The sequence below is a fragment of the Lactobacillus sp. UMNPBX6 genome, assembly GCF_002553975.1.
GTDB classification, from domain to species: Bacteria; Bacillota; Bacilli; order Lactobacillales; family Lactobacillaceae; genus Lactobacillus; species Lactobacillus gallinarum.
This window is the reverse complement of record NZ_PCZD01000034.1, coordinates 1-19,763: the sequence shown is the minus strand read 5'-3', so window position 1 is coordinate 19,763 and position 19,763 is coordinate 1. Positions and strand designations below refer to the sequence as shown.

Genomic DNA, 19,763 nt, shown 5'->3' with positions numbered 1-19,763 from the left:
GCAATATATTTCTTCATAGCCTAACTGTTGCACTTAATTTGACAATTCAGGAAAAAATTTCTTTCCGGATTTAAAATTGAAGTGCAACACTAAGTGTTAAACAAAAATGCCATTAAGAGCAGACAATGGCTTTTTTGCCTAAAATACAAATACTTGATCATTATATTTAACTTGATAAGTCAAATTTTCAAGATCTACATGTGCACTAGCTACTTCTGTCTTATCCTTATTTATTCGAGTAATCACAATTTCATGTTCACTAGGCGTTTCTACCTCAACTGATCCATTCAAATCAAATGCTGGCACGGAGTTGCGGAATTCTAATAACTTAATTAATGATTTAACCACTGGTCTTTGAACTTGTTTTTCGATTTCATCTAATTCGTAATAGTGACGATTAATGTCTCGACCTTCTTTAGTCTTTTCCAGCAATTTAATATCATTTTCACCAGCAAGCAAACCAACATAATAAATTTGAGGAATACCTGGTGCAAAGATCTGCAATAACCGAGCAAGGAAGTACTTTTTATCATCATTACCTAATGCAGAATAATAAGTAGTATTAATCTGATAGATATCCAAATTATGATATTCAGCACTTGAATACTTCTTCTTAACATTTGCGCCAATTTGATAGAGCTTTTTGGTTGTATAATCAATCTGTTCATCGGTCAAGACATCCTTAGCATCAACTACCCCTAACCCATCATGAGTATCTAGCGTAGTAAATTGCTTCATTGGACACTTCTTTAACCAGTTAGCTAATTGTATACTATTACCGCTATAAAGTGAATATAGCAAGACCATTGGCAAAGCAAAGTCATAGATGAAGTAGCCATGCTTAGCCACCTTAAATGGCATAGTGTAATGCTCATGAATTTCTGGCAAAATCGTTGCTGGAGTGTCTTTCAAATAATCATTTACCTCTTCAAGCAATGACCAAATTTCAGGCTCCACAAAGAAATCATTGGTATCTAGTTTTTTAATGGCATAAGCAAAAGCATCCAGACGAATCAGACTAGCACCATGCTTAGCCAAATTTTGCAAATTATTCTTAATAAATTCTTGAGTGGTCTTAGTTCTTACATCCAAATCCATTTGATCGGGGCCAAAAGTATTCCACATCTTTTCATGACTGCCATCTTTGAATTCAATATCTTGATATGGAGCTTTAGCTTTACGTTTATAAATTAAATCAATATCCTTTTGTATTGGTCGACCAGCAGGCCAGAACTTATCCCAGCTTAAGAACAAATCACTATACTTGCTCTGATCATGCTTAGCCTCAAAATCTTGGAAATAAGCTGAATGCTTGGATAAATGATTGATCATAAAATCAAACATCAAATAATATTGCTGACCTAATTTTTCAACGTCTTCCCAAGAGCCAAATTTAGGATCAACCACATCATATCGTGTTGGCGAAAAGCCACGGTCACCATTTGATGGGAAAATTGGCAATAAGTGAATGCCACCAATCGCCTTTTTAAAATAATGGTCCATTACGTAAGATAAATCTTTTAAATTATGACCTAAACTATCTGCATAAGTTATCAACATCGCTTTATTTTGTAATTTCATTTTTAAACCTTCTTTACAAAAATAGGTTCAATCTTCGGGAAAAGATCGAACCTATAAATATTTTTGATCATCGAGGATTATGTCGAATTGTTTTTCAAAAATTAGGGGGGAGAGAAAATTATTAATTGTAAATAGCCATTGTAGTGTCTTTATCGAAGAAGTGAGCTTTATTAACATCGAAGCCCATCTTTACATGATCACCTGGCTTGTGGTAATCACGTGAATTTACATCGGCTACAAATTCAGTACCATCGACTTTTTGATACAGTTGAATTGTAGCACCAAGCAATTCGGAAACTACAACTGTTGAACTGATTACAGCATCAGGCCACGTTTCCAAGAATGCTTCCTCAGCATGAATGTCTTCAGGCCGAATGCCAAATACGATGTCCTTATCGTTATAGCCCTTCTCATTAAGCATCTTTGCCTTACCTTCTGGGATGCCAATGTTTAAGCCTTTACCATCGGAAATACGGCCATCCTTGTAATGAACATTAAAGAAGTTCATTTGTGGTGAACCAATAAAACCGGCTACAAACATATTCTTTGGCTTGTTGTAAACTTCAAGTGGCGTACCAATTTGTTGTACCTTACCTACTGACATAACTACTACTCTATCAGCTAAAGTCATAGCTTCAGTTTGGTCGTGAGTAACATAAATTGTTGTCGTACCTAATCTTTGATGAAGTTTAGCAATTTCTGCACGCATAGATACACGTAATTTAGCATCAAGGTTTGAAAGAGGCTCATCCATCAAGAAGATTGGTGCATCCCGCACAATTGAACGTCCTAAAGCAACACGCTGACGTTGACCACCTGAAAGAGCTGCGGGTTTCTTCTTTAAATAGCTAGTCAAACCCAAAATTTCAGCTGCGTGCTTTACTTTTTTATCAATATCTTCCTTAGAATAATGTCTAAGCTTTAATCCAAAGGCCATGTTGTCATAAATAGTCATATGTGGATACAAAGCGTAGTTCTGGAAAACCATCGCAATATCTCTGTTCTTTGGAGCAACATCATTCATGACTTTATGATTAATCTCAAGCGTACCTTCGGTAATATCTTCCAAACCGGCAATCATTCTTAATGTTGTTGATTTACCACAACCTGAAGGACCGACAAAAACGATAAATTCCTTATCTTTGATGTGCAAATCAAAGTCATTTACAGAATACTTGTCATTGCCATCATATTTTTTATAAATATGGTTTAAATCTACTTCTGTCATTTTTCATTTCCTTGCTAATTTACCTTTTTAAGCATTGCTTGTTTTATTCCAGCAACAAAAGTAACAATACTTAAAGTCTTACTTTGACTAAAGAGTTCAAAGCTCGAATTATCAATCACCAATGTCAATTTATGATTATCTGGATGCCATGAAACAGTTTTAATAAATACAGGTGAATGAATTTCAATTACATATTGATCTTCTTTTTTGCGAGTAATGTGAATCTCACCATTATCGCCTTTTAATATCAAACTATGATCAATAGGAATTTCTTCAGTTAATTTATAACTGCCTAAATCAATATCTTGACTGTCAGATAATGACATATCATTTATTGTTCCAATTGGTTTTTGGATTAATTGACCATTAATTGTAGTCAGCATTCTTGGGATCCCCATCATACCGTTCCAAAGATGACCGGATTCTTCAAGATAGTTAACATGATCAGCACTTCTCAACCAAGGAATAATAATTCGATTGTCTTTTTCATCTACAAAGCTTTGAGAAGCATAGAAGTCATCGCTATCATCTAAACGATGTTGTTCTTCTAACTTAAACTTAAAGTTTTGCCAATCCATATGTCCCTTAGCAAGATAAACAACACTATTTCTGCCATCGCCTAAAATTACACTAAAGGCTAAATAATCTTGACCATTAATATTAAAGTAATCGGGACATTCGGTCATAATGCCGTATTCTTCACCTTGAAGCAAAACAGATTTAAATGACCAATGAAGCAAATCGTCTGATTCAAATAAAACTAAGCTACCATGTTTTTCAAGTGCTGCGGCAACCACACAATAATACTTGTCACCGTGCTTAAAGACCTTAGGATCACGGAAGTTGCTTTCGTCTGTTTCTCCAGGCAAATCTGCTACCGTCATTACTGGGTTATTTTCATATTTCTTAAAATCAACACCATCATCCGAAACAGCTACACATTGAGTTTCCGTAATTTGATCATTTTCATCCACATGTCCCGTGTAAAGGACATATAACTTATCGTCTTTTTCAATAGCAGAACCAGAGAAAATACCGGTTTTATCATATTGATGATCAGGTTTCATCGCTATCGGCATGTCTTCCCAATGAAGACCATCCTTGCTGCGAGCGTGTCCCCAATGCATGTTGTCCCAATGTGGGGCATAAGGATTATATTGATAATATAGTTGACAGTAATTCTTATAATGAATCAATCCATTAGGATCATTGATCCAACCCACTGGAGCGGTGAAATGAAAAAGTGGTCGCAATTCATCATTATCAATTTTTCTTATTTTTTCATATAAGTAAGAATTTTCTTTCATTATTTATCACCATTACCTGCAGAACCCATTCCTTGAGTAAGGTACTTTTGGAAGAAGATATAAACTAAAACCAAAGGAACAGTAGAAATGGTCAAAATAGCCATAACTTGATTCATGTAAACTGGGTTCGTGCTGTTAATATTTGTAATAGCCACTTGTAGTGGGAATTGATCAGAATTGGTCAAAACCATTAATGGCCATACATAGTCGTTCCAACTACCTATGAATGATAACGTTCCAACTGTCGCAACTGTAGGAAGCGTCATTGGCAAAAGAATATTCCAGAAAATTCTTAGATTACTTGCCCCATCTAGTTCAGCAGCTTCTGTAATACTATCTGGAATTGCTGCGAAAGCATTTCTAAACATGTAAATATAGAATGGACTAGACATACCTGGCAAAATAACTGCCAAAGGCGTATTCAAAATACCAATAGTTTTAGCAATTTGGAATTGCTGAATTAAAAGTGTAGTACCTGGGATAACCAATAATGCAATTAATAAACCAAAGAGTAGTTTGCGTCCTGTAAAGTTGAATTTTGCGAAACCATAACCAGCTAAAGCATTTACTACAATTGAACCTATCGTTACACTTGTTGCATAAAATACACTGTTTAAAATGTATCTCATTACTGGGAATCTATGGAAGATGCTTACATAAGCTTTGCCCCAATCAGAGATATTGCCTGAAGGTAAGAACGCCTTAAAGTTACTAATGTTGGCATAAATTTGAGATTCAGGTTTCATTGAAGAAACGATCATCCAAACCAATGGGAACAAGAAGAATAAAGCTAAAATTGTAATTAACACCGTGGTCCAAATTATATGAAACCTTCTACGTGTCATAAATTTATGCATTCTCGTCACCTCCGGCGTTTGTGATCTTTCTTTGAATAATAGTAAAGATAATAATGATAATGCCGTAGATTACACTCATAGCACTTGCATAACCTAATTGACGGTCAGTAAAACCAGTACGATAAATGTAGTAAATTGGTGTCATTGTGGCGTTTTCGGGTCCACCTTGCGTCATGATCATTGGCTGAATCATCAAGTTGAATGCACTGATGAAAGTAGTCGTTAAAATCATGATTGAAGTTGGTTTAAGCATTGGCAATGTGATGTGTAAAAATCTTTGCCAACCATTAGCGCCATCCAGTTCAGCTGCTTCATAAAGTGAATCTGGAATATTTTGTAATCCTGCTAAGAAGATTAGCATCTGATAACCAGCACCTTGCCAAGCAGATACCCCAATGATGGCAAACATAGCTTGTTTAGGTGAAGTCAAAAATGGTTGAGGTTTAATATGGAAAATACCTAAAATACCATTTAACAAACCTTGATCTGGATTAAGAATGTACATCCAAAGAATAGAAACAACAGTTAATGAAACAACTTGTGGTGCAAAGAATGAAATCTTAAAAAATGTATTTCCAGGTCTCTTTTTATTAACAATTAAAGCTAATCCTAAAGCTGCACCAACCTGAATTGGCATAATAAAGATGACGAATTGTGCAATGTTTTTTAAACTTTGTAGAAATACGGGATCTTTAAAAGTATTAATGTAATTTGTAAAACCTACATATTGTTTAGCCCATGGTGTCAAAATGTTATAGTTCGTAAAAGAATAGCTAAATGACATCAGGAACGGAATGATTAAAAATGTTAACAGAATCAGAATTGCTGGGAAAACGTACAGCCATCCGATCTGTCTCTTTATACCTTTAGCTTGCATAAAGATTCCCCTTTACTTCTCTATTTCTGAAGGTACTTTTGAATAACTTTAGCTTGTTCGTCCATTACCTTTTGAACATTAGGGTTCTTCTTGTACAAAGTTACGTTTTGAACAGTATCAGCAAATGTTCTAGTTACTTGTGGATAGTTTACTAAGACTGGACGAGCGTGACCTGTAGTTTGATTTTGGTTAATGAAGAATCTCATTTGAGCATTAACCTTAGGCATCATCATCTTTGATACACTCTTACGTGCTGGCAAAACAGTGTTAGCCATGTCACTGCGGTACATACACTTCTTGCTCATTAAGAAGTTAATCAAAGCACCAGCTGCCTTCTTGTTTTTAGCTGCAGAAGACATTGCGTATTGCCATGAACCAGTAGGTGAAACTTCCTTATGAGTAGCTGGAGATACAGGATATGGCATTACGCCCCATTGCAAATTCTTGTATTGGGTTTGCAATGTTTGAACTTCCCAAGTACCAGTCATCATCATTGCGTACTTACCAGTTTCAAAGCCTTTGTCCTTTGGTGAAATAGTAGTGTAACCATCCTTAACCATGTCTTGAATTAATTGAAAGGCTGAAGTAGTTTGCTTTGAGTTGAAGTAACCTACAGCTTTAGTACCTGCAGGGTTAGTGATGCTACCACCTGCTGACCATACAAATGGTGCTAATGAATAAAGAGCCATTTCTGAGTGGTCGTTCAAGCTCATGTTAATTGCTGGTTCGTGGAAGTGATTCTTAAGTCTCTTACAAATACTCTTAAATTGAGTCCAAGTCCATGGATGCTTCAAAGTAGCAATTTCAGAATCTTTAATCCCGGCTTCTCTAAACATTTTCTTGTTGTAGTAAAAACCAATACTTGATTCTGAATAACCAGCGGCATATAACTTACCTTTGTAAGTACCTTGTTTAATAATGGTTGGTAAGATATCTTTCTTGTTAGTAATATATTTATCAATTGGTTGAATAATCTTTGAATGAGCATAAGCAGCAGTGTTAGGACCATCCAAAGTTAAAACATCTGGCAAACTTCCGGAGTTCAAAGCGGCATTAACTTTATCTTCATAACCACCACCTGAACCAGAACGTGGAATAAATTGAACTTTGGCTTTATAGCCGTGTTTGTTTTCTTTATTAAAGTCATTAATATTCTTTTGAAGAGCCTTACCTTCAGGGTCAGTATTTGAAACGTGTACCCACATTGTCACGTTCTTACTGTTGCTGCTCCCTTGGTTATTGCTACATCCTGCTAAACCTAGTGCTGCAATAGCGGCAACTGTTGCAACTCCTAATTTCCACTTTTTCATAGTCTCTCTCCTTTGAAACGTTTCAATTCTATTAAAAAATAAAACGCTTCTTATCTCTAACATAATTCTAATTAATTGAAACGTTTCTATTTTTGCCTTAAAAAAATAATTATTAGCACAAAACTATTTTCATTTCCTTTTTTGGAAACGTTTCAACTTACATTTAAAAAATAATACCGCTTTCATAACTTGTCAACAGTTATTTTGTGGTATTTCCATCAACATATCTTACTGGGCACATTTTAGCTTCATTTTTCAAACTAGGATCCGCAATTTTGCGTAAAACTAAGTCAACTGCACCATTGGCCAATTGCTTAACAGGTTGGGCAATTGTAGATATCCCTAATGGAAGATCTGAGGACAAATTCATCCCATCAAATCCTATTAATTGAATATCTTCAGGAACTCTATATCCATGTTGATTCAAAATTTTTCTTAATTTCAGCAATAATGAATCAGTATGACAAAAAATTCCATCAATTTCTGGATTATCTTTTAACATCTCTAAAAGATACGGTGTAAAGTCTTTTACAGGTTCTTGCAAAAAGATCTCTTTATAATCAATTCCCATATCCTCGAGATAATCTCTAAAACCATCTCTTCTTAGCATAGTCCCATTAAGACATTTACTATGACTACCAACATAAGCTAAGTTTCTAGCACCATGCTCTAGCAATTCTTTAGCAGCTAATTTTCCGCCTTCATAATTATCCGATGTAACCTAAGATACTTTTTTATCAAAATAACGGTCTAAACTAACGAATGGAATATTGGAATAAATATATTGACCAATATCACTGTAGGTAATCGCAATAATTGCATCAATTTTATTTTGCTTCAGCATCTTAATATATTTTGCTTCTTCTGCTGGATTACCGTTAGAATTACATAATAATATTTTATAGTCTTCATTATCTAAACGTTTTTCTACATAATAAGCGAATTCTGAGAAAAATGGATGCCAAATTGAAGGCAAAATAAGAGCTATGGCTCTTGAGGAATTGGTCTTCAATCCTCTAGCATATTCATCTGGAATATAATTTAATTCGTTAATTGCTTGATTAACCTTAACTAGAGTACTTTCTTTAACTCCTGGCACATGATTAATCACACGAGAAACCGTACCTACTCCTACCCCTGCTCTTTGAGCAACATCCTTCATAGTTGTCACTTTTATCACCTCTTTTTTCACTTTCTTTTTCATTATACTTCAATAATCTTTTTTCAACTGATTCATTAATTCAAAATTGTTGGTAAAAATGCCTGCTACGCCGCGTTTCATATATTTTTTAGCCAATTTAGGATTATCCACAGTCCAAATGCGCTGTGTAATTTTGCTTGGCAAGTACCAATGTGGATGAATTGCCGCAAAATGATTTTTTCTAACAAATCTTTGTGGAAAAATAACCGGAACTTTGGTTAAAAAGCAATATTGCCGATGCGGATCGATTTGCTGGCAGTTTTTTAACGTTTGATAATTAAAAGACGAAAAGATAATGGGATGCACGAAGCGATACTCTTTTACCAGTGCCAAAACAATAGCTTCGATTCCCTTATCGTGAATCTTATTAGTCTTGAACTCTAAGTTAATGTACAAATCTTTATCCTGCAAAATTTCAAAAAGTTCTCTCAACATAGGTACAGGCTCACCATTTTTCAGATGAAACTTCCTGATCTCATTCAACGTATAATCCTTGATATAGCCACTACCATCAGTTGTCCGATCAATCTCTTCGTCATGCATAACTACGGGGACTTTATCTTTAGTCATATGCACGTCAAACTCAACGCCTTCTGCACCATGCTTTGCTGCATAGCGAAACCCTTCTAAAGAATTTTCTGCAAACTTCACCGGCAAGCCTCGGTGAGCAAAAATAATTGTTTCTGTCATATTTTACCCTACAAAAAAATACCACCTTACGGCAGCATCCCTTTTTCAAAATTAATCTAACACAATTGCACCTTGAGTTGCCAATGCATCACGTACAAGAGTCTTAACATCTCTTCTAATAACCATACCATCAGTTTCTTCAATATATTCCTTATATTGAGGACTTTGTACATGCTTATCATATGCGTCATCGTTTGCATAAACTTCAACAAAGTTCCATTCGTTAGGATTATCCTTGTTAGTACCTGACATCATAATTTCCATACCTGGTTCAGATGCAATGCTGGTAGTCATTTCCTTCTTAACTGAATGTGAGAATTTTTCAGCATCTTTCTCTTTAACTTCAACAGTTACCAGACGCATAACGAAATTATCTGCATAGCTGTTCAAAGCCTTTTGTGCATGAGTAGTGATTACTTCTGGCTTTAAGTTGATGATCTTCTTGTCAGTGCTAATGCTATCTACAGTTTCTTCAAAATCTACTGCTGACATTGATGCGATGTGCACGTCTTCAGCTTCCTTGTTACGGAATAATTCGATCTTGTAATTGTCTTCACCCTTAGCATCATCATGAGCGCTGCCAATTACTAAAGTTCCTTCTTCAGCTGGGATAGAATCGCGCATATACTTTTCAGCCTTGCGAATATATTCATCGCGATCATTTTCTGCAATATTTAATTTAGTAATTTTAAAAATTGGTGTTTCATCCATTTTTCTTGCCTCGTTTTTTATTCTTTACATACTTAATTATAAGCTAATGTAAAAAAATGAACTCTTTATTTTTCAGTCAATTGTTCAATTTTTAATTTTTTAGCAGGCCAGCAGCTTTTTACATATTCAACTTCATGTCCGTTGCTCTTCAGTTGAACATATTCAGCATTGTGAAAGCCATGGAACCTGTGGTTGCCAGCCTTTTCACGAATATACCGACTCATGCTATCGCCATGACCGACTACTAAAATATTTTCGCCGTCTTTGGCATCCCGCAAGATCAAATTAATTCCGCGCTCCATTCGTTCAACCACTTCACGATTATCTTCCATTGAACCGGATCTAAACTTCATAAGCGGCCACCAAAAGTTTTTCTTAGCTTCAAATGGTCCATAATTTTTCTCTTTTAAATCCTTCAAACGTTCATAATCCATTTCAGGACCAACAATAATTTCTAGCGTATCACTAGCGCGCTCCTGCGTTGAACAATAAGCCTTATCAAATACTATTTGCTTTTTCTTAAAATAATCACGCAAAGCTTCAGCCTGCTTAATACCTAACTTAGTTAAAGCAGAGTCACAGCTACCTTGCATTCTTTGTTGGGCATTGAATAATGTCTGTCCATGTCGTACTAAATATAAATTTATCGCCATTTAAATTTGTTTCAAACCCTCCGCAGGCCATACATACTTATCCAAATGAATATTTTTACCATCAACTGACAACTTAACAATAGAAGCATTAGCAAAACCAGCAAAGTTAGGATCAGCAACATCTCTTACATATTTGGCCAAAATGTCACCATGGCCAACAATCAATGCGGTTTCGCCATCGTTGATGTTGTCTAAAATTTCCACAACTGCACGATGCATTCTATTAACAACATCTTCGTCCTTTTCCATAGTTGGATCAACATTAGGATTATTGTAATTCCAAGGAAGCAAAAATTCATCTCGACCTTCAAAAATACCGTAACATTTTTCACGCAAATCCTTTAATCGCTTATATGGCATTTGATGATCTGTAGCAATCTCCAAAGTGTCACAAGCACGTTCTTGGGTTGATGAAAAAGCCTTGTCAAAATGAATATTATTTTTTTGGAAGTAGTCGCGTGCCATCTCTACTTGACGAATTCCCATCTCATTTAATGGAGAATCACACCTTCCTTGCACCTTGTGATAATAATTAAAATATGTCTGTCCGTGTCGCAGTAAATATAAAGTTTTTTTCATTGCTTCCTCCGTAGTATTTTTTATCTATCATATCAAAAAAGCACGCTTAATACGTGCTTAATTTAACTTTTACGGCCTAAAGTTGGTGTTGTACTTTTCACTTCCCACAATAAAAGTTGGAACGCTAATGAAGTGCATTGAATAAATCTTACCCGTCTTAGAAATACTAAAGCCATAATAATTATGATCGCCATCATGACTTGATCCTTGAGTATTGAACAAGTCACCTGCATGTTCCCATTCGCGGTACAAAGACTTGTTTTTACGCTCATCTTCACCAGATCCGGCAAAACCAAAAATCATTTGTTTTAAGCCAAAGTAAACGTTGCGCTTCATTTCACCCATTGGCATAGTAGTTTTATTAATAGTAAAGCCGGCCATATCTTCTACATAGTTATCATCTAGTTCAAGACCATGCTTTTGACAAGCTTTAACAATACCTTCCACATAATGTCCTTGATCTTTAATGCTACGGCCGTGTTCTTCATATTCCTTAGCAATATCATCAGCTAATTCTTGCGTGCCAGTGCTATAAATCCAAGGTTCAAGACCTAATTGTTCACGAGCACTATTAATTACTCTTAACGAAAAATCAGCTAATTCATGTTGTTCACTTGCAGAAAGCTTGTCTGGATTGATAAGTCTTTTATCGCTTGCAGTTTCACCTGTGGCAATGCGTGAGAAATTATTTTCTTCCATGCCCTTCATCGAAGCGGCAATGAATTCTTCACTTGGGTGGCCTTTATATGCTTCTAATAGTTCAGAACGTGTATAACCACTTGGCAACTTAATAACGGCTTGACTATATCTTTCAACCGTCTTCTTCACCAATTTGGCATTCTTAGCTAAAATCCAATGTGAGTTATTACCAATTTTATAAGCTAAATGCTTTTTCTTGCCAATTTTTAGATATTTCTTAGCAGAATAAGAATATGTTCTGCTTGTATAAGCGTAATATTTAGATTTTTTACCACGATTGGTATAAAGACGTACTTTCTTATTTCCTTTTACTCGCAGTTTACCTTTGCTGGCTGCTTGCACTACTTGAGGATGAGTTTGCGTAAGCATGCCAACTGGTCCCATTAAACAGACACTAGTGAGCAATGTCACCATTATTTTCTTTTTCATAATTGTCCTCACTTTCTAGGCACTGTCATCATTATAGTTTTATTATATCGTAGTCTTTTAAATTACAAAAAAGACACCCCTCCGAATCTGGAAAAGTGCCTCCTTTTTATTATTCAATTGTTATTTAGTTTTTAACTGATTAATACCAGCCGTTTGCTTGCCAGAATGACTTAGCAGCAGTCCATGAACCGTAACGGCTTTGTACGTATTGGTCAGCAACTCTTTCTTGGTTGGCAGCTGAGTAGTCACCGTTCAAGTATGAAGCTGAAAGTTGGTATTTACCTACGTATTGACCGTTAGAAGCACTGTATGAGCCACCTGATTCACGGCTAGCAATCCAAGCTTTAGCGCTTGCTTCTGAGCCTGATGCGTTTGAAGTGTATGATGAAGCGCTAGTATTTGAAGCAGTTTGAGTATTTTGAGTTTGTGATTGTGCTGGAGCTTGAGTTGAAGCTTGAGCAGTAGTTTGAGTTTGGGTAGCAGCTGCGTGGTAACCAATAGTTACGTACTTAGCACGAACCCATTGGTTCTTACCTAAGTCGTACCACTTGTGACCCTTTGAGTCGTATGCAGTCTTAATAACTTTCCATGAAGTGTTGCTTGCTAAAGTTTGACCAGTTGCTACTGGGTTTTCATAGTTGTTGTATACGTTGATTGAGTTATTTGAAACGTAGTTTACAGTTACTACGCTTGCATCGTTTTGGACGATAGCAGCTTGTGCAGTGTTTGAACCTGCGTTGTTTGCTACTACTAAACCTGTAACTGACATAGCAGCTACTGCAATTGACTTAACTAAGATAGATTTAATCTTCAAAAAAATTCTCTCCTTAAAGTTATAAAAAATAATATAAGTAACGAATTTTCACTTATTCGTCTGTCTGTATTCAATTGATATCGTATATACTACAAGCTTTTCGTTTCAGAACCATAACAAGAATATCACTCAATCATTAAGAAAACATTACTTAATATGACATTATTGTAACATTTGTAACATTAGTGTAAATTTATTTAGATAATACAAAATACTGATCTATCAAGGTTTCTAGCACTTTTATTTTTAACTTGCTATGTGCAAAAGCATGTTCGTATTTAACAAGCTGAAATATTGCTGCAAACAAAATAGATTCTTTCCAGTTAGAAAGTTAAGTGCTATAGTAAAAATGTATTTTTAAATAAAAGCGAGGAATAAATCATGACTAAATACGAAGTTAAGTTAACTGAAGAAGATTTACAAATGATCAAAGATTGTCACTCAAAGAACCCTTCAATCATGAAGGCTATGAACGAAGCTAAGAAAGTTGAAGACTAATTAATATTTTTGATCTCTAAATCTAAAAAGCATCCCAATCGGGATGCTTTTTCTTATTCATCAAACTTTGTTCCTTGTGGATTTTTCCAATTATAAACGCGAGCAATCTCACCGTTTCCATCAAGTACTACAACATTGCCATCATTATGTGGATAAATTAAAGGATCAGAATGTGATCCACCATCAGTAAAAATTCTGGCTGGTTCACCTGGATACTGCATTTTTCTAACAATACAGTCATCATTTTGTAGTTGCTTCATTTTTCGCCCATCATCGTATTTACCTTCTAAAGCAGCTGTAGGCGTATGACCCGTCACAATTGTTTTACCAGTTCGATTATGGGCAATCATTTTTTCCGCTTGATCAGAATACCAATATTCTTCTCGTGCCCAAATCCGATAAAAGTCATAATCAAACTTCAAACCATAAACTACCTTATTGTATGTAGTGGGATCATTATATTTTTCATCAGGGCGCACACCCGCATGAACAAAAATAATCTGCGGTGTATCATACATTGTCGGACATGATTTTAAGAAACGATAATATTTACTTTCTCTAACTTCATCGGGCAAAAGCGTCCGGCCAAATATATTGGTTAAAGTCTTCCCACCGCCGTTATAGAACCAGATTCCATCTTGATGCTCAGTTCCTTCAGCGAAATTAAGCATCATTTGTTCATGATTACCTAATAAAACAAGGGCACCTTGGTTTTTCTGATCTATTAAATAATCCAAAACTTCTTTAACATGTTCACGTCCATCAATATAATCACCACCGGTAACTAATTGAGCTAATGGATAGTCTTTCTTGGCTTGTTCAATTAAATCAATTGTCTCTAAATTGCCATGAATGTCAGAAATAAAAATATAATTATCCTTTTTCTGATCATCTTCAAAAGTTTGATCAACAATTTTACGGGTCATTCTTACCCCTTCTTATCTTTTTTAGACTATTAATTTGTTTCATTCCACGCTTTTTGCAAAACATCACTAAAATGTTGCAATTCGTTTTCATCAAACACAATTAATAAACCATTTCTAATTACATCCATTTTTTCATCGCCATTACGACTTAATTCCAAGCTAGAAACAAATAATACATTTTCATCAGACGCTTTCATTAAGACATATTTAGCCTCATATGGGGCGCTCCCTTGACTATCGTCTAAATATTCCATAGCAATTTGATCTAGCAACTTTTGAGGGAATTCAAATGCTTGAATAGTACTCTCAGCTTCTTTTTGACTTACCCAACCTTGATAATTATCAGGTGTAACTTCATCAGGCATTTTCATTAACATAAATTGTGATTTGTTTTTATCAATAAATAATTGGCAAAGTGGCATCGCTCTTCCTCTCTTCTATTACATCATTTTCTTCTTACTTCTATTATAAGCTGCTTTTGTATCAACCATTAGAAAATCGACTACAATAATATATGAAAAGAAGTGATTGTTATGTTTAATGATAAAAATGCTATTTTAGCTAAAAATTTACACGTTGATTCTTTTAAGTATCAATCAACTGAAGATATGCCTAATGAAGCTTATGAAAAATGGCAAGAAAACCATATGAACGCCAAAGTATTCAATTTAGAATTTCGTAATATCGGTCAAAGTGGCGAATGGCAAGAAATGATCGTCATCTGGGGCGACTAAAAAGTTAGCTTTTCTTGATCTAAATCAATTTCTTATCTAATTTTTTCTTGTATAATCTAGTTGACAAGTAAAGAGATTTAGACAGGAAGTAACGAATATGCTAAAAATCACATTTACTGACTCCGCATTAGATTATTTAAAAAGAAGAGAAATTGCTGATAAAATCTTAATCTTAATTACCGATGATGGCGGCGGCAAATATTCCATCAAGGGTGGCGGCTGCAGTATTGGCTCACATTTTTCAATTATTTGGGTTGATGAAAAAGATCCGGACTATCCTGTTCAATTAGACAATGATCAAGGACTTAAAATTTATACTTCTAAGTATGATATGACCTTGATGGGTCCAAACATGGTGATGGATTATAATGCTGGCAGCCTTAACCTTCGCTCCGATGAAGGAATCTTAGATGGCGGCGTTGAAATCGGCAACGGTGCTGCCCTAATTAAGGCTAACAAAAATGTTAAAATGACTGGCGTTGAATGGCGCTGCTAATAATGAAAAACTTTTGGCATTTTTATTGATTTATTTAACTGGGGATGCACGCCTGCAAACGGCAGTTGGTGAATTTACCAACATTGGTTCGGTTTCAGGACAAGTATCGCAATTATATTTGTGTGATGTTTTAGCTCGAGGCTATGAACAAAAGACTGATATCGATACTGATAAACTGAAGGAACGTGCACTTCAAGCAGTAATTAAAAAATCAATCTAATCAAAAACAGGTATGCATCATGACAACGCATACCTGTTTTTCTATCTAAAATAATATTTTAAGCTTTATATCTAGATACACCATCCAAATAAGTCTCACTCAAAGTCATGTCTGGATTCAAAACAATGAAATCAGCTGGCTTATCAGGCTTAATTGAACCACATTTATCAAGCTTATTAATTGAACGTGCCGGAACATATGATGCCATCATAATTGCATCTTCAGGAGTAACAACGTTCCAATCAACCAGATTCTTTACAGCTTGCTTCAACAACAAGATACTACCTGCTAAGTTATCGCCATCCTTTAGACGAGCCATACCATCTTTTACATAAACTGGCAATTCACCTAACATGTAATCACCATCTGGCATGAGTCCCGCTTGCATACAGTCAGTGATCAAGCAAATATGTTCTGGGGCCTTAGCACGTACTAGAGCTCTGACAGTTGGTTCCAATACATGGTGACCGTCACAAATTAATTCATCGGTTACTAAGCGAGCAGAGTATGCGGCTCCAAGCAAGTTAGGAGCATGTTGTGACATTGGTTCCATACCGTTATAAGTATGACAAAACATAGTAGCACCTGCTTCGACACATGCAATGGCATCCTTATAATCTGAGGCTGAGTGTCCTAATGAAATGATGATGCCGTCTTTCACTGCTTGACGAACAAATTCTTTGGAACCCTTACGTTCTGGAGCCATCGACATCTTAATTAGCATCCCGTCAGAAGCTTCTTCATAACGGCGAAGCTCTTCAATTGAAGGATCACGCATATACTTAGGATTTTCTGCACCAGCATGTTTAGGAGTAAAGTAAGGTCCTTCAAAGTGTAAGCCTTGAATTTTAGCACCAGTTTCTTCACCCTTATGTGCTGCATACTTTTCACAAGTTTCAATTAAATGTTTATCACTATCAGTAATCGTAGTTGGAAGCCATGAAGTAACACCTGCCTTAAGTAAACCTTCAGAAATCTTGTTGATTCCTTCCCAGTCACTCTTCATAGAATCTTCATTAACTAAACCGTGAATGTGAGTATCAACTAATCCAGGAGCAATCCATTTACCGGTATAATCGACAATCTTGCCTTCAGGCTTTTCATCTTCTGGATAATAAAAACCAAATTTTCCGTGATCATCAACTTCTAAATAACCACCAATTTCAGTTTTATTTTCTAAAAAGAATTTATCTGCATGAATGAAATATGTCATCATTTTTCTCCTCATATTATTCATTATATTGCTTAGATCTATATACAAATTTATCTCCGCGAGCGAGTGCTTGTGTAAACTCGATCGGGATGTTTTTATCATTTATTGCTTTACGGTTAATTTTTAAACTAGCCGTATTTTCTTTAACATGAAGAAGTTGAGCCGCTTCTTTAGTCAGATTAACTGCTTGTACATCTTCAAATGCCAATACACTAATTTGATGATATTTCTTTTTCAAAGTTCCATATAAAGTCCCTTGATTCAAATCATCTAAAGTTAAATTAGGAAAAATCTTCTCTGGCAAATAAGTGCGGTTATACACTAACGGCTCACCATCAGCCAAACGTAATCTTATCAATTCATACGCTTGATCATTTGACGCAAGATTCAATTGCATTGCAATTTCTTTTTCTGGTGTACACAATTTAAGAGAAATATTTTTAGTAGATATTTCCTTGCCTTCGCCTTCCATCTGGCTACTAAAAGAATACATGCTACCTAAGTTCGGCTGCTTGATAAAAGTTGGTGTAACAAAGGTCCCTTTACCATGCAAACGATAAATTAAACCCTTTTCTTCCAATTCATTAAGTGCTAAACGCACAGTGCTACGGCTCACCTTGAACATTTCAACTAGTTCTCGTTCGCTCGGAAGCTTCTGATTAGGTTGATAATCTTTTTTGATATGTGAAGCCAGTTGGTTCATCAATTCTTTATAAAGTGGACTTTTCATTTACTCACCTTCTAACTGGTTAGTACCACTTTAAGTAAAATTATATCATGAAAGAGCTTTCTGCAAAGTGGTTATAACCAGTTATTTTTGGTGCAAAAAAAGACCTGCATGAATACTCAACTCCTAAAGCCGGGATTCATTACAGGTCTTTTGTTAGTACTCTGATGCTGAATGGCAGAATCGAACTGCCGACCTTCTCTTTACGAGGGAGACGCTCTACCGACTGAGCTAATTCAGCAACCTCACAACACTAGAATTATACCAAAAGTGTGGATTCCATGCAATTAGAGAAGCATATTTCATCTAGTGATGTGATAGTATATTTTAAATTTAATTAAAAAGATGTTGTTTTTGTGTAAACAACATCTTTTATTACTAAGCTTGTTTAATAAAATCTTCTAATTCCTTTTTAGTGAATTGATCACCATATGTAAGTTCTAATTGATGCAAGATTTGATCATAAGGACTGCTTAAATTCTTTAATACAGTGATCAACTTCTTAAGACCAGTAATTGTAGCTTCTTCTTTGCCCTCTTGTTTTTCTTCTAAAAGTCTTGTCTCGTAGTCCATAATCTTGTCCCTCCATTTTGGATTATCATTTAACTCTTTAATTTTCTTTTGTGCCCACAAAGTATTTGTTTAAATGCACTGGACGATCATTGATCAAATCAACTAATCCTAACAGGTCATTGCTTTCACCGTTAGGTTTTCCTTTAGCATTTATTATAATGATATCAATTCCCGCAGACAATTTAATTGTTTGATCAGAATCTTCAGTCCAATGAAAAGAATACCGAATTTTGCCTTGCTTAAATGGATCAAACATACAAAAGAAAATTATCGTTATTTTTTTCATATCTCGATAGGTCTTGCCTTTATTCAAAGTATAACGCTGATCATACTTCGAAATATAATAGCGAATGCGCCGACCTAGATCCTTCTTGTCCTTAACTTGCATCTCCAAATCATAAAGATTATGCTCATGATCTTCAACAGAAACATCCAATCGGACATCTTTCTGTGTTTTATGCGACGGATCCTTGATTTCTTTTTGCTTTTCCGGTGAAAAAATCTCTGAAATTTCAGTAATTCCAGTCACTGTCCGCAAAACATAACGGCAAAAATCTGAATTAGCCATCACCTCGCCAAAAACTTGATCCTCTGAGAAGCCATACCATGGCTGAATTTTGTGTGTTTCTTTCATTACACACCAACTTTCTAATAATGTAAGAGAAAATCCCCTTCACTATTTAATACGCAAAAAGTTGGCAAAATTTTTTCAAAAATTCATACTTATATTTAGAAAATACAATATTTACTAAAAAGAAGGCAACTAACATGTACAGCATCCCTAAAATCAAAGCTCACAATGAACAAATGACCAAGTTTTATGCACAGCAAATCCAAGAAACTGTCGATAACACTACTATCTACAATGATCAACCCACATTTTCAGTTCTATCATCTTCAACTTATCCACAGTTATGTTTCACGCCAACAGATACTGCTACTGCAATTTCACATTCTAATTGGCAAACTGAAAAAACAGCTGCACTTAACTTCGCGGATTACCTAGAAGCAGGTGGCGGATACTTGCGCGGCATCGTTGCTCAAGAGGAAGCACTTTGCCTTGAATCTGATCTTTATCAGTGTCTTGCGCCATTTGAACAAACTTACTACAAATGGAATAATGCTCATATTAACCATTCACTTTATAAAAATCGCGCTCTTTATTCACCTAACATCTTATTTGCACATCCCAAGATTTATGCACAGGTGGATATCATCTCCTGTGCAGCTCCAAATTACACTCAAGTAAAACTATCCGGCATTTCGTATAGAAATGCTTGTCTAACTTTACAAAATCGGATGACCTTCGTAAAACAAATTGCGGAGAGTCAGCACGTTGCTCACCTTATCCTAGGAGCATGGGGAGCCGGCGTTTTTGGTTTCAATAGAGTAGAGGGAGTTTAATTCTCGCCCCTCTCATTGCACCGGACGTACGGTTCC

General features: G+C 35.5%; 22 protein-coding genes, 1 tRNA gene and 1 pseudogene. 4 read left to right on the top strand and 20 right to left on the bottom strand.

From position 1 onward, the window contains the following. Positions 1–138 precede the first annotated feature (138 nt). The 15 genes and pseudogenes from gtfA to CP357_RS06665 form a co-directional block, all read right to left on the bottom strand. A complete protein-coding gene (gene gtfA, locus CP357_RS06740) occupies positions 139–1,581 on the bottom strand; it encodes a sucrose phosphorylase (protein WP_098036881.1) in 1,443 nt (480 codons plus the stop codon). A 121-nt stretch (positions 1,582–1,702) separates the two neighbouring features. Next, the gene (locus CP357_RS06735; RefSeq protein WP_098036880.1) at positions 1,703–2,809 is read right to left on the bottom strand and encodes an ABC transporter ATP-binding protein; all 1,107 of its coding nucleotides are present in this window, start codon (positions 2,807–2,809) and stop codon (positions 1,703–1,705) included. 14 nt (positions 2,810–2,823) lie between these two features. Further along, a complete protein-coding gene (locus CP357_RS06730) occupies positions 2,824–4,116 on the bottom strand; it encodes a glycoside hydrolase family 32 protein (protein WP_098036879.1) in 1,293 nt (430 codons plus the stop codon). Beyond that, positions 4,116–4,973, bottom strand: coding sequence for a carbohydrate ABC transporter permease (locus tag CP357_RS06725; protein WP_087300924.1), 858 nt, complete (start codon positions 4,971–4,973; stop codon positions 4,116–4,118). The genes CP357_RS06730 and CP357_RS06725 overlap by 1 nt, the downstream gene beginning before the upstream one ends. Beyond that, positions 4,966–5,850, bottom strand: a complete 885-nt coding sequence (locus tag CP357_RS06720; RefSeq protein ID WP_013085935.1) for a carbohydrate ABC transporter permease — start codon at positions 5,848–5,850, stop codon at positions 4,966–4,968. The genes CP357_RS06725 and CP357_RS06720 overlap by 8 nt, the downstream gene beginning before the upstream one ends. A gap of 20 nt (positions 5,851–5,870) precedes the next feature. Then, positions 5,871–7,160, bottom strand: coding sequence for a sugar ABC transporter substrate-binding protein (locus CP357_RS06715; protein ID WP_098036878.1), 1,290 nt, complete (start codon positions 7,158–7,160; stop codon positions 5,871–5,873). 199 nt (positions 7,161–7,359) lie between these two features. Next, a pseudogene (locus CP357_RS06710) lies at positions 7,360–8,331 on the bottom strand (LacI family DNA-binding transcriptional regulator). A 39-nt stretch (positions 8,332–8,370) separates the two neighbouring features. Further along, entirely contained in the window at positions 8,371–9,051 is a 681-nt protein-coding gene (locus CP357_RS06705; protein WP_087363308.1) for a glycerophosphodiester phosphodiesterase family protein, read from the bottom strand. Between the two features lie 51 nt (positions 9,052–9,102). Continuing rightward, a complete protein-coding gene (locus CP357_RS06700) occupies positions 9,103–9,762 on the bottom strand; it encodes a putative quinol monooxygenase (protein WP_098036877.1) in 660 nt (219 codons plus the stop codon). Between the two features lie 65 nt (positions 9,763–9,827). Continuing rightward, entirely contained in the window at positions 9,828–10,415 is a 588-nt protein-coding gene (locus tag CP357_RS06695; protein WP_025006064.1) for a histidine phosphatase family protein, read from the bottom strand. Beyond that, positions 10,416–10,994 (bottom strand): histidine phosphatase family protein, encoded by a 579-nt coding sequence (locus tag CP357_RS06690; protein WP_098036876.1) that lies wholly within the window; start codon positions 10,992–10,994, stop codon positions 10,416–10,418. Between the two features lie 69 nt (positions 10,995–11,063). Further along, a complete protein-coding gene (locus CP357_RS06685) occupies positions 11,064–12,122 on the bottom strand; it encodes an SEC10/PgrA surface exclusion domain-containing protein (RefSeq protein WP_098036875.1) in 1,059 nt (352 codons plus the stop codon). A gap of 139 nt (positions 12,123–12,261) precedes the next feature. Then, positions 12,262–12,936, bottom strand: coding sequence for an SLAP domain-containing protein (locus tag CP357_RS06680; protein ID WP_098036874.1), 675 nt, complete (start codon positions 12,934–12,936; stop codon positions 12,262–12,264). Positions 12,937–13,487: 551 nt separating this feature from the next. Continuing rightward, on the bottom strand, positions 13,488–14,360 hold the full coding sequence (locus CP357_RS06670; protein ID WP_098036873.1) for a metallophosphoesterase family protein: 873 nt from the start codon (positions 14,358–14,360) through the stop codon (positions 13,488–13,490). Between the two features lie 29 nt (positions 14,361–14,389). After that, positions 14,390–14,782: a hypothetical protein gene (locus CP357_RS06665; protein WP_087300945.1), complete on the bottom strand. Its 393-nt coding sequence runs from the start codon at positions 14,780–14,782 to the stop codon at positions 14,390–14,392. Between the two features lie 111 nt (positions 14,783–14,893). On the opposite strand from CP357_RS06665, the gene CP357_RS06660 reads away from it, so the two are divergent. From CP357_RS06660 to CP357_RS06650, 3 genes are all read left to right on the top strand, one after another. After that, positions 14,894–15,094, top strand: a complete 201-nt coding sequence (locus CP357_RS06660; RefSeq protein ID WP_025006070.1) for a hypothetical protein — start codon at positions 14,894–14,896, stop codon at positions 15,092–15,094. Positions 15,095–15,191: 97 nt separating this feature from the next. After that, entirely contained in the window at positions 15,192–15,590 is a 399-nt protein-coding gene (locus CP357_RS06655; protein ID WP_087175864.1) for an iron-sulfur cluster biosynthesis family protein, read from the top strand. Next, complete coding sequence (locus CP357_RS06650) at positions 15,574–15,810, top strand: hypothetical protein (protein ID WP_233187230.1); 237 nt, start codon at positions 15,574–15,576, stop codon at positions 15,808–15,810. Before CP357_RS06655 ends, CP357_RS06650 begins: the two co-directional genes overlap by 17 nt. A 58-nt stretch (positions 15,811–15,868) precedes the next feature. On the opposite strand, the gene nagA is transcribed toward CP357_RS06650, so the two are convergent. The 5 genes from nagA to CP357_RS06630 all read right to left on the bottom strand — a co-directional run bounded on the left by nagA (position 15,869) and on the right by CP357_RS06630 (position 18,957). Next, positions 15,869–17,023 carry an N-acetylglucosamine-6-phosphate deacetylase gene (nagA, locus tag CP357_RS06645; RefSeq protein WP_098036882.1) on the bottom strand — a complete coding sequence of 385 codons (1,155 nt, stop codon included), beginning with the start codon at positions 17,021–17,023 and terminating at the stop codon, positions 15,869–15,871. 16 nt (positions 17,024–17,039) lie between these two features. Continuing rightward, positions 17,040–17,753 (bottom strand): GntR family transcriptional regulator, encoded by a 714-nt coding sequence (locus CP357_RS06640; protein ID WP_098036872.1) that lies wholly within the window; start codon positions 17,751–17,753, stop codon positions 17,040–17,042. Positions 17,754–17,918: 165 nt separating this feature from the next. Continuing rightward, a tRNA-Thr gene (locus tag CP357_RS06635) sits at positions 17,919–17,991 on the bottom strand. 137 nt (positions 17,992–18,128) lie between these two features. Continuing rightward, positions 18,129–18,323, bottom strand: a complete 195-nt coding sequence (locus CP357_RS10565) for a hypothetical protein (RefSeq protein ID WP_233187229.1) — start codon at positions 18,321–18,323, stop codon at positions 18,129–18,131. 37 nt (positions 18,324–18,360) lie between these two features. Then, positions 18,361–18,957 (bottom strand): Rpn family recombination-promoting nuclease/putative transposase, encoded by a 597-nt coding sequence (locus tag CP357_RS06630; protein ID WP_233187228.1) that lies wholly within the window; start codon positions 18,955–18,957, stop codon positions 18,361–18,363. A gap of 134 nt (positions 18,958–19,091) precedes the next feature. Between CP357_RS06630 and CP357_RS06625 the strand changes: the two genes are divergently transcribed. Further along, positions 19,092–19,727: a TIGR02452 family protein gene (locus CP357_RS06625; RefSeq protein WP_098036871.1), complete on the top strand. Its 636-nt coding sequence runs from the start codon at positions 19,092–19,094 to the stop codon at positions 19,725–19,727. Positions 19,728–19,763 lie beyond the last annotated feature (36 nt).

What these genes read in the sequence shown, in the direction of transcription:
- CP357_RS06720 (WP_013085935.1), bottom strand. Translation starts at nt 5,850, where the DNA reads ATGCAAGCTAAAGGTATAAAGAGACAGATCGGATGGCTGTACGTTTTC.
- nagA (WP_098036882.1), bottom strand. Translation starts at nt 17,023, where the DNA reads ATGACATATTTCATTCATGCAGATAAATTCTTTTTAGAAAATAAAACT.
- CP357_RS06700 (WP_098036877.1), bottom strand. Translation starts at nt 9,762, where the DNA reads ATGGATGAAACACCAATTTTTAAAATTACTAAATTAAATATTGCAGAA.
- CP357_RS06660 (WP_025006070.1), top strand. Translation starts at nt 14,894, where the DNA reads ATGTTTAATGATAAAAATGCTATTTTAGCTAAAAATTTACACGTTGAT.
- CP357_RS06625 (WP_098036871.1), top strand. Translation starts at nt 19,092, where the DNA reads ATGTACAGCATCCCTAAAATCAAAGCTCACAATGAACAAATGACCAAG.
- CP357_RS06715 (WP_098036878.1), bottom strand. Translation starts at nt 7,160, where the DNA reads ATGAAAAAGTGGAAATTAGGAGTTGCAACAGTTGCCGCTATTGCAGCA.
- CP357_RS06640 (WP_098036872.1), bottom strand. Translation starts at nt 17,753, where the DNA reads ATGAAAAGTCCACTTTATAAAGAATTGATGAACCAACTGGCTTCACAT.
- CP357_RS06655 (WP_087175864.1), top strand. Translation starts at nt 15,192, where the DNA reads ATGCTAAAAATCACATTTACTGACTCCGCATTAGATTATTTAAAAAGA.
- CP357_RS06685 (WP_098036875.1), bottom strand. Translation starts at nt 12,122, where the DNA reads ATGAAAAAGAAAATAATGGTGACATTGCTCACTAGTGTCTGTTTAATG.
- CP357_RS06730 (WP_098036879.1), bottom strand. Translation starts at nt 4,116, where the DNA reads ATGAAAGAAAATTCTTACTTATATGAAAAAATAAGAAAAATTGATAAT.
- CP357_RS06725 (WP_087300924.1), bottom strand. Translation starts at nt 4,973, where the DNA reads ATGCATAAATTTATGACACGTAGAAGGTTTCATATAATTTGGACCACG.
- CP357_RS06695 (WP_025006064.1), bottom strand. Translation starts at nt 10,415, where the DNA reads ATGGCGATAAATTTATATTTAGTACGACATGGACAGACATTATTCAAT.
- gtfA (WP_098036881.1), bottom strand. Translation starts at nt 1,581, where the DNA reads ATGAAATTACAAAATAAAGCGATGTTGATAACTTATGCAGATAGTTTA.
- CP357_RS06630 (WP_233187228.1), bottom strand. Translation starts at nt 18,957, where the DNA reads ATGAAAGAAACACACAAAATTCAGCCATGGTATGGCTTCTCAGAGGAT.
- CP357_RS06735 (WP_098036880.1), bottom strand. Translation starts at nt 2,809, where the DNA reads ATGACAGAAGTAGATTTAAACCATATTTATAAAAAATATGATGGCAAT.
- CP357_RS06705 (WP_087363308.1), bottom strand. Translation starts at nt 9,051, where the DNA reads ATGACAGAAACAATTATTTTTGCTCACCGAGGCTTGCCGGTGAAGTTT.
- CP357_RS06690 (WP_098036876.1), bottom strand. Translation starts at nt 10,994, where the DNA reads ATGAAAAAAACTTTATATTTACTGCGACACGGACAGACATATTTTAAT.
- CP357_RS06670 (WP_098036873.1), bottom strand. Translation starts at nt 14,360, where the DNA reads ATGACCCGTAAAATTGTTGATCAAACTTTTGAAGATGATCAGAAAAAG.
- CP357_RS06665 (WP_087300945.1), bottom strand. Translation starts at nt 14,782, where the DNA reads ATGCCACTTTGCCAATTATTTATTGATAAAAACAAATCACAATTTATG.
- CP357_RS10565 (WP_233187229.1), bottom strand. Translation starts at nt 18,323, where the DNA reads ATGGACTACGAGACAAGACTTTTAGAAGAAAAACAAGAGGGCAAAGAA.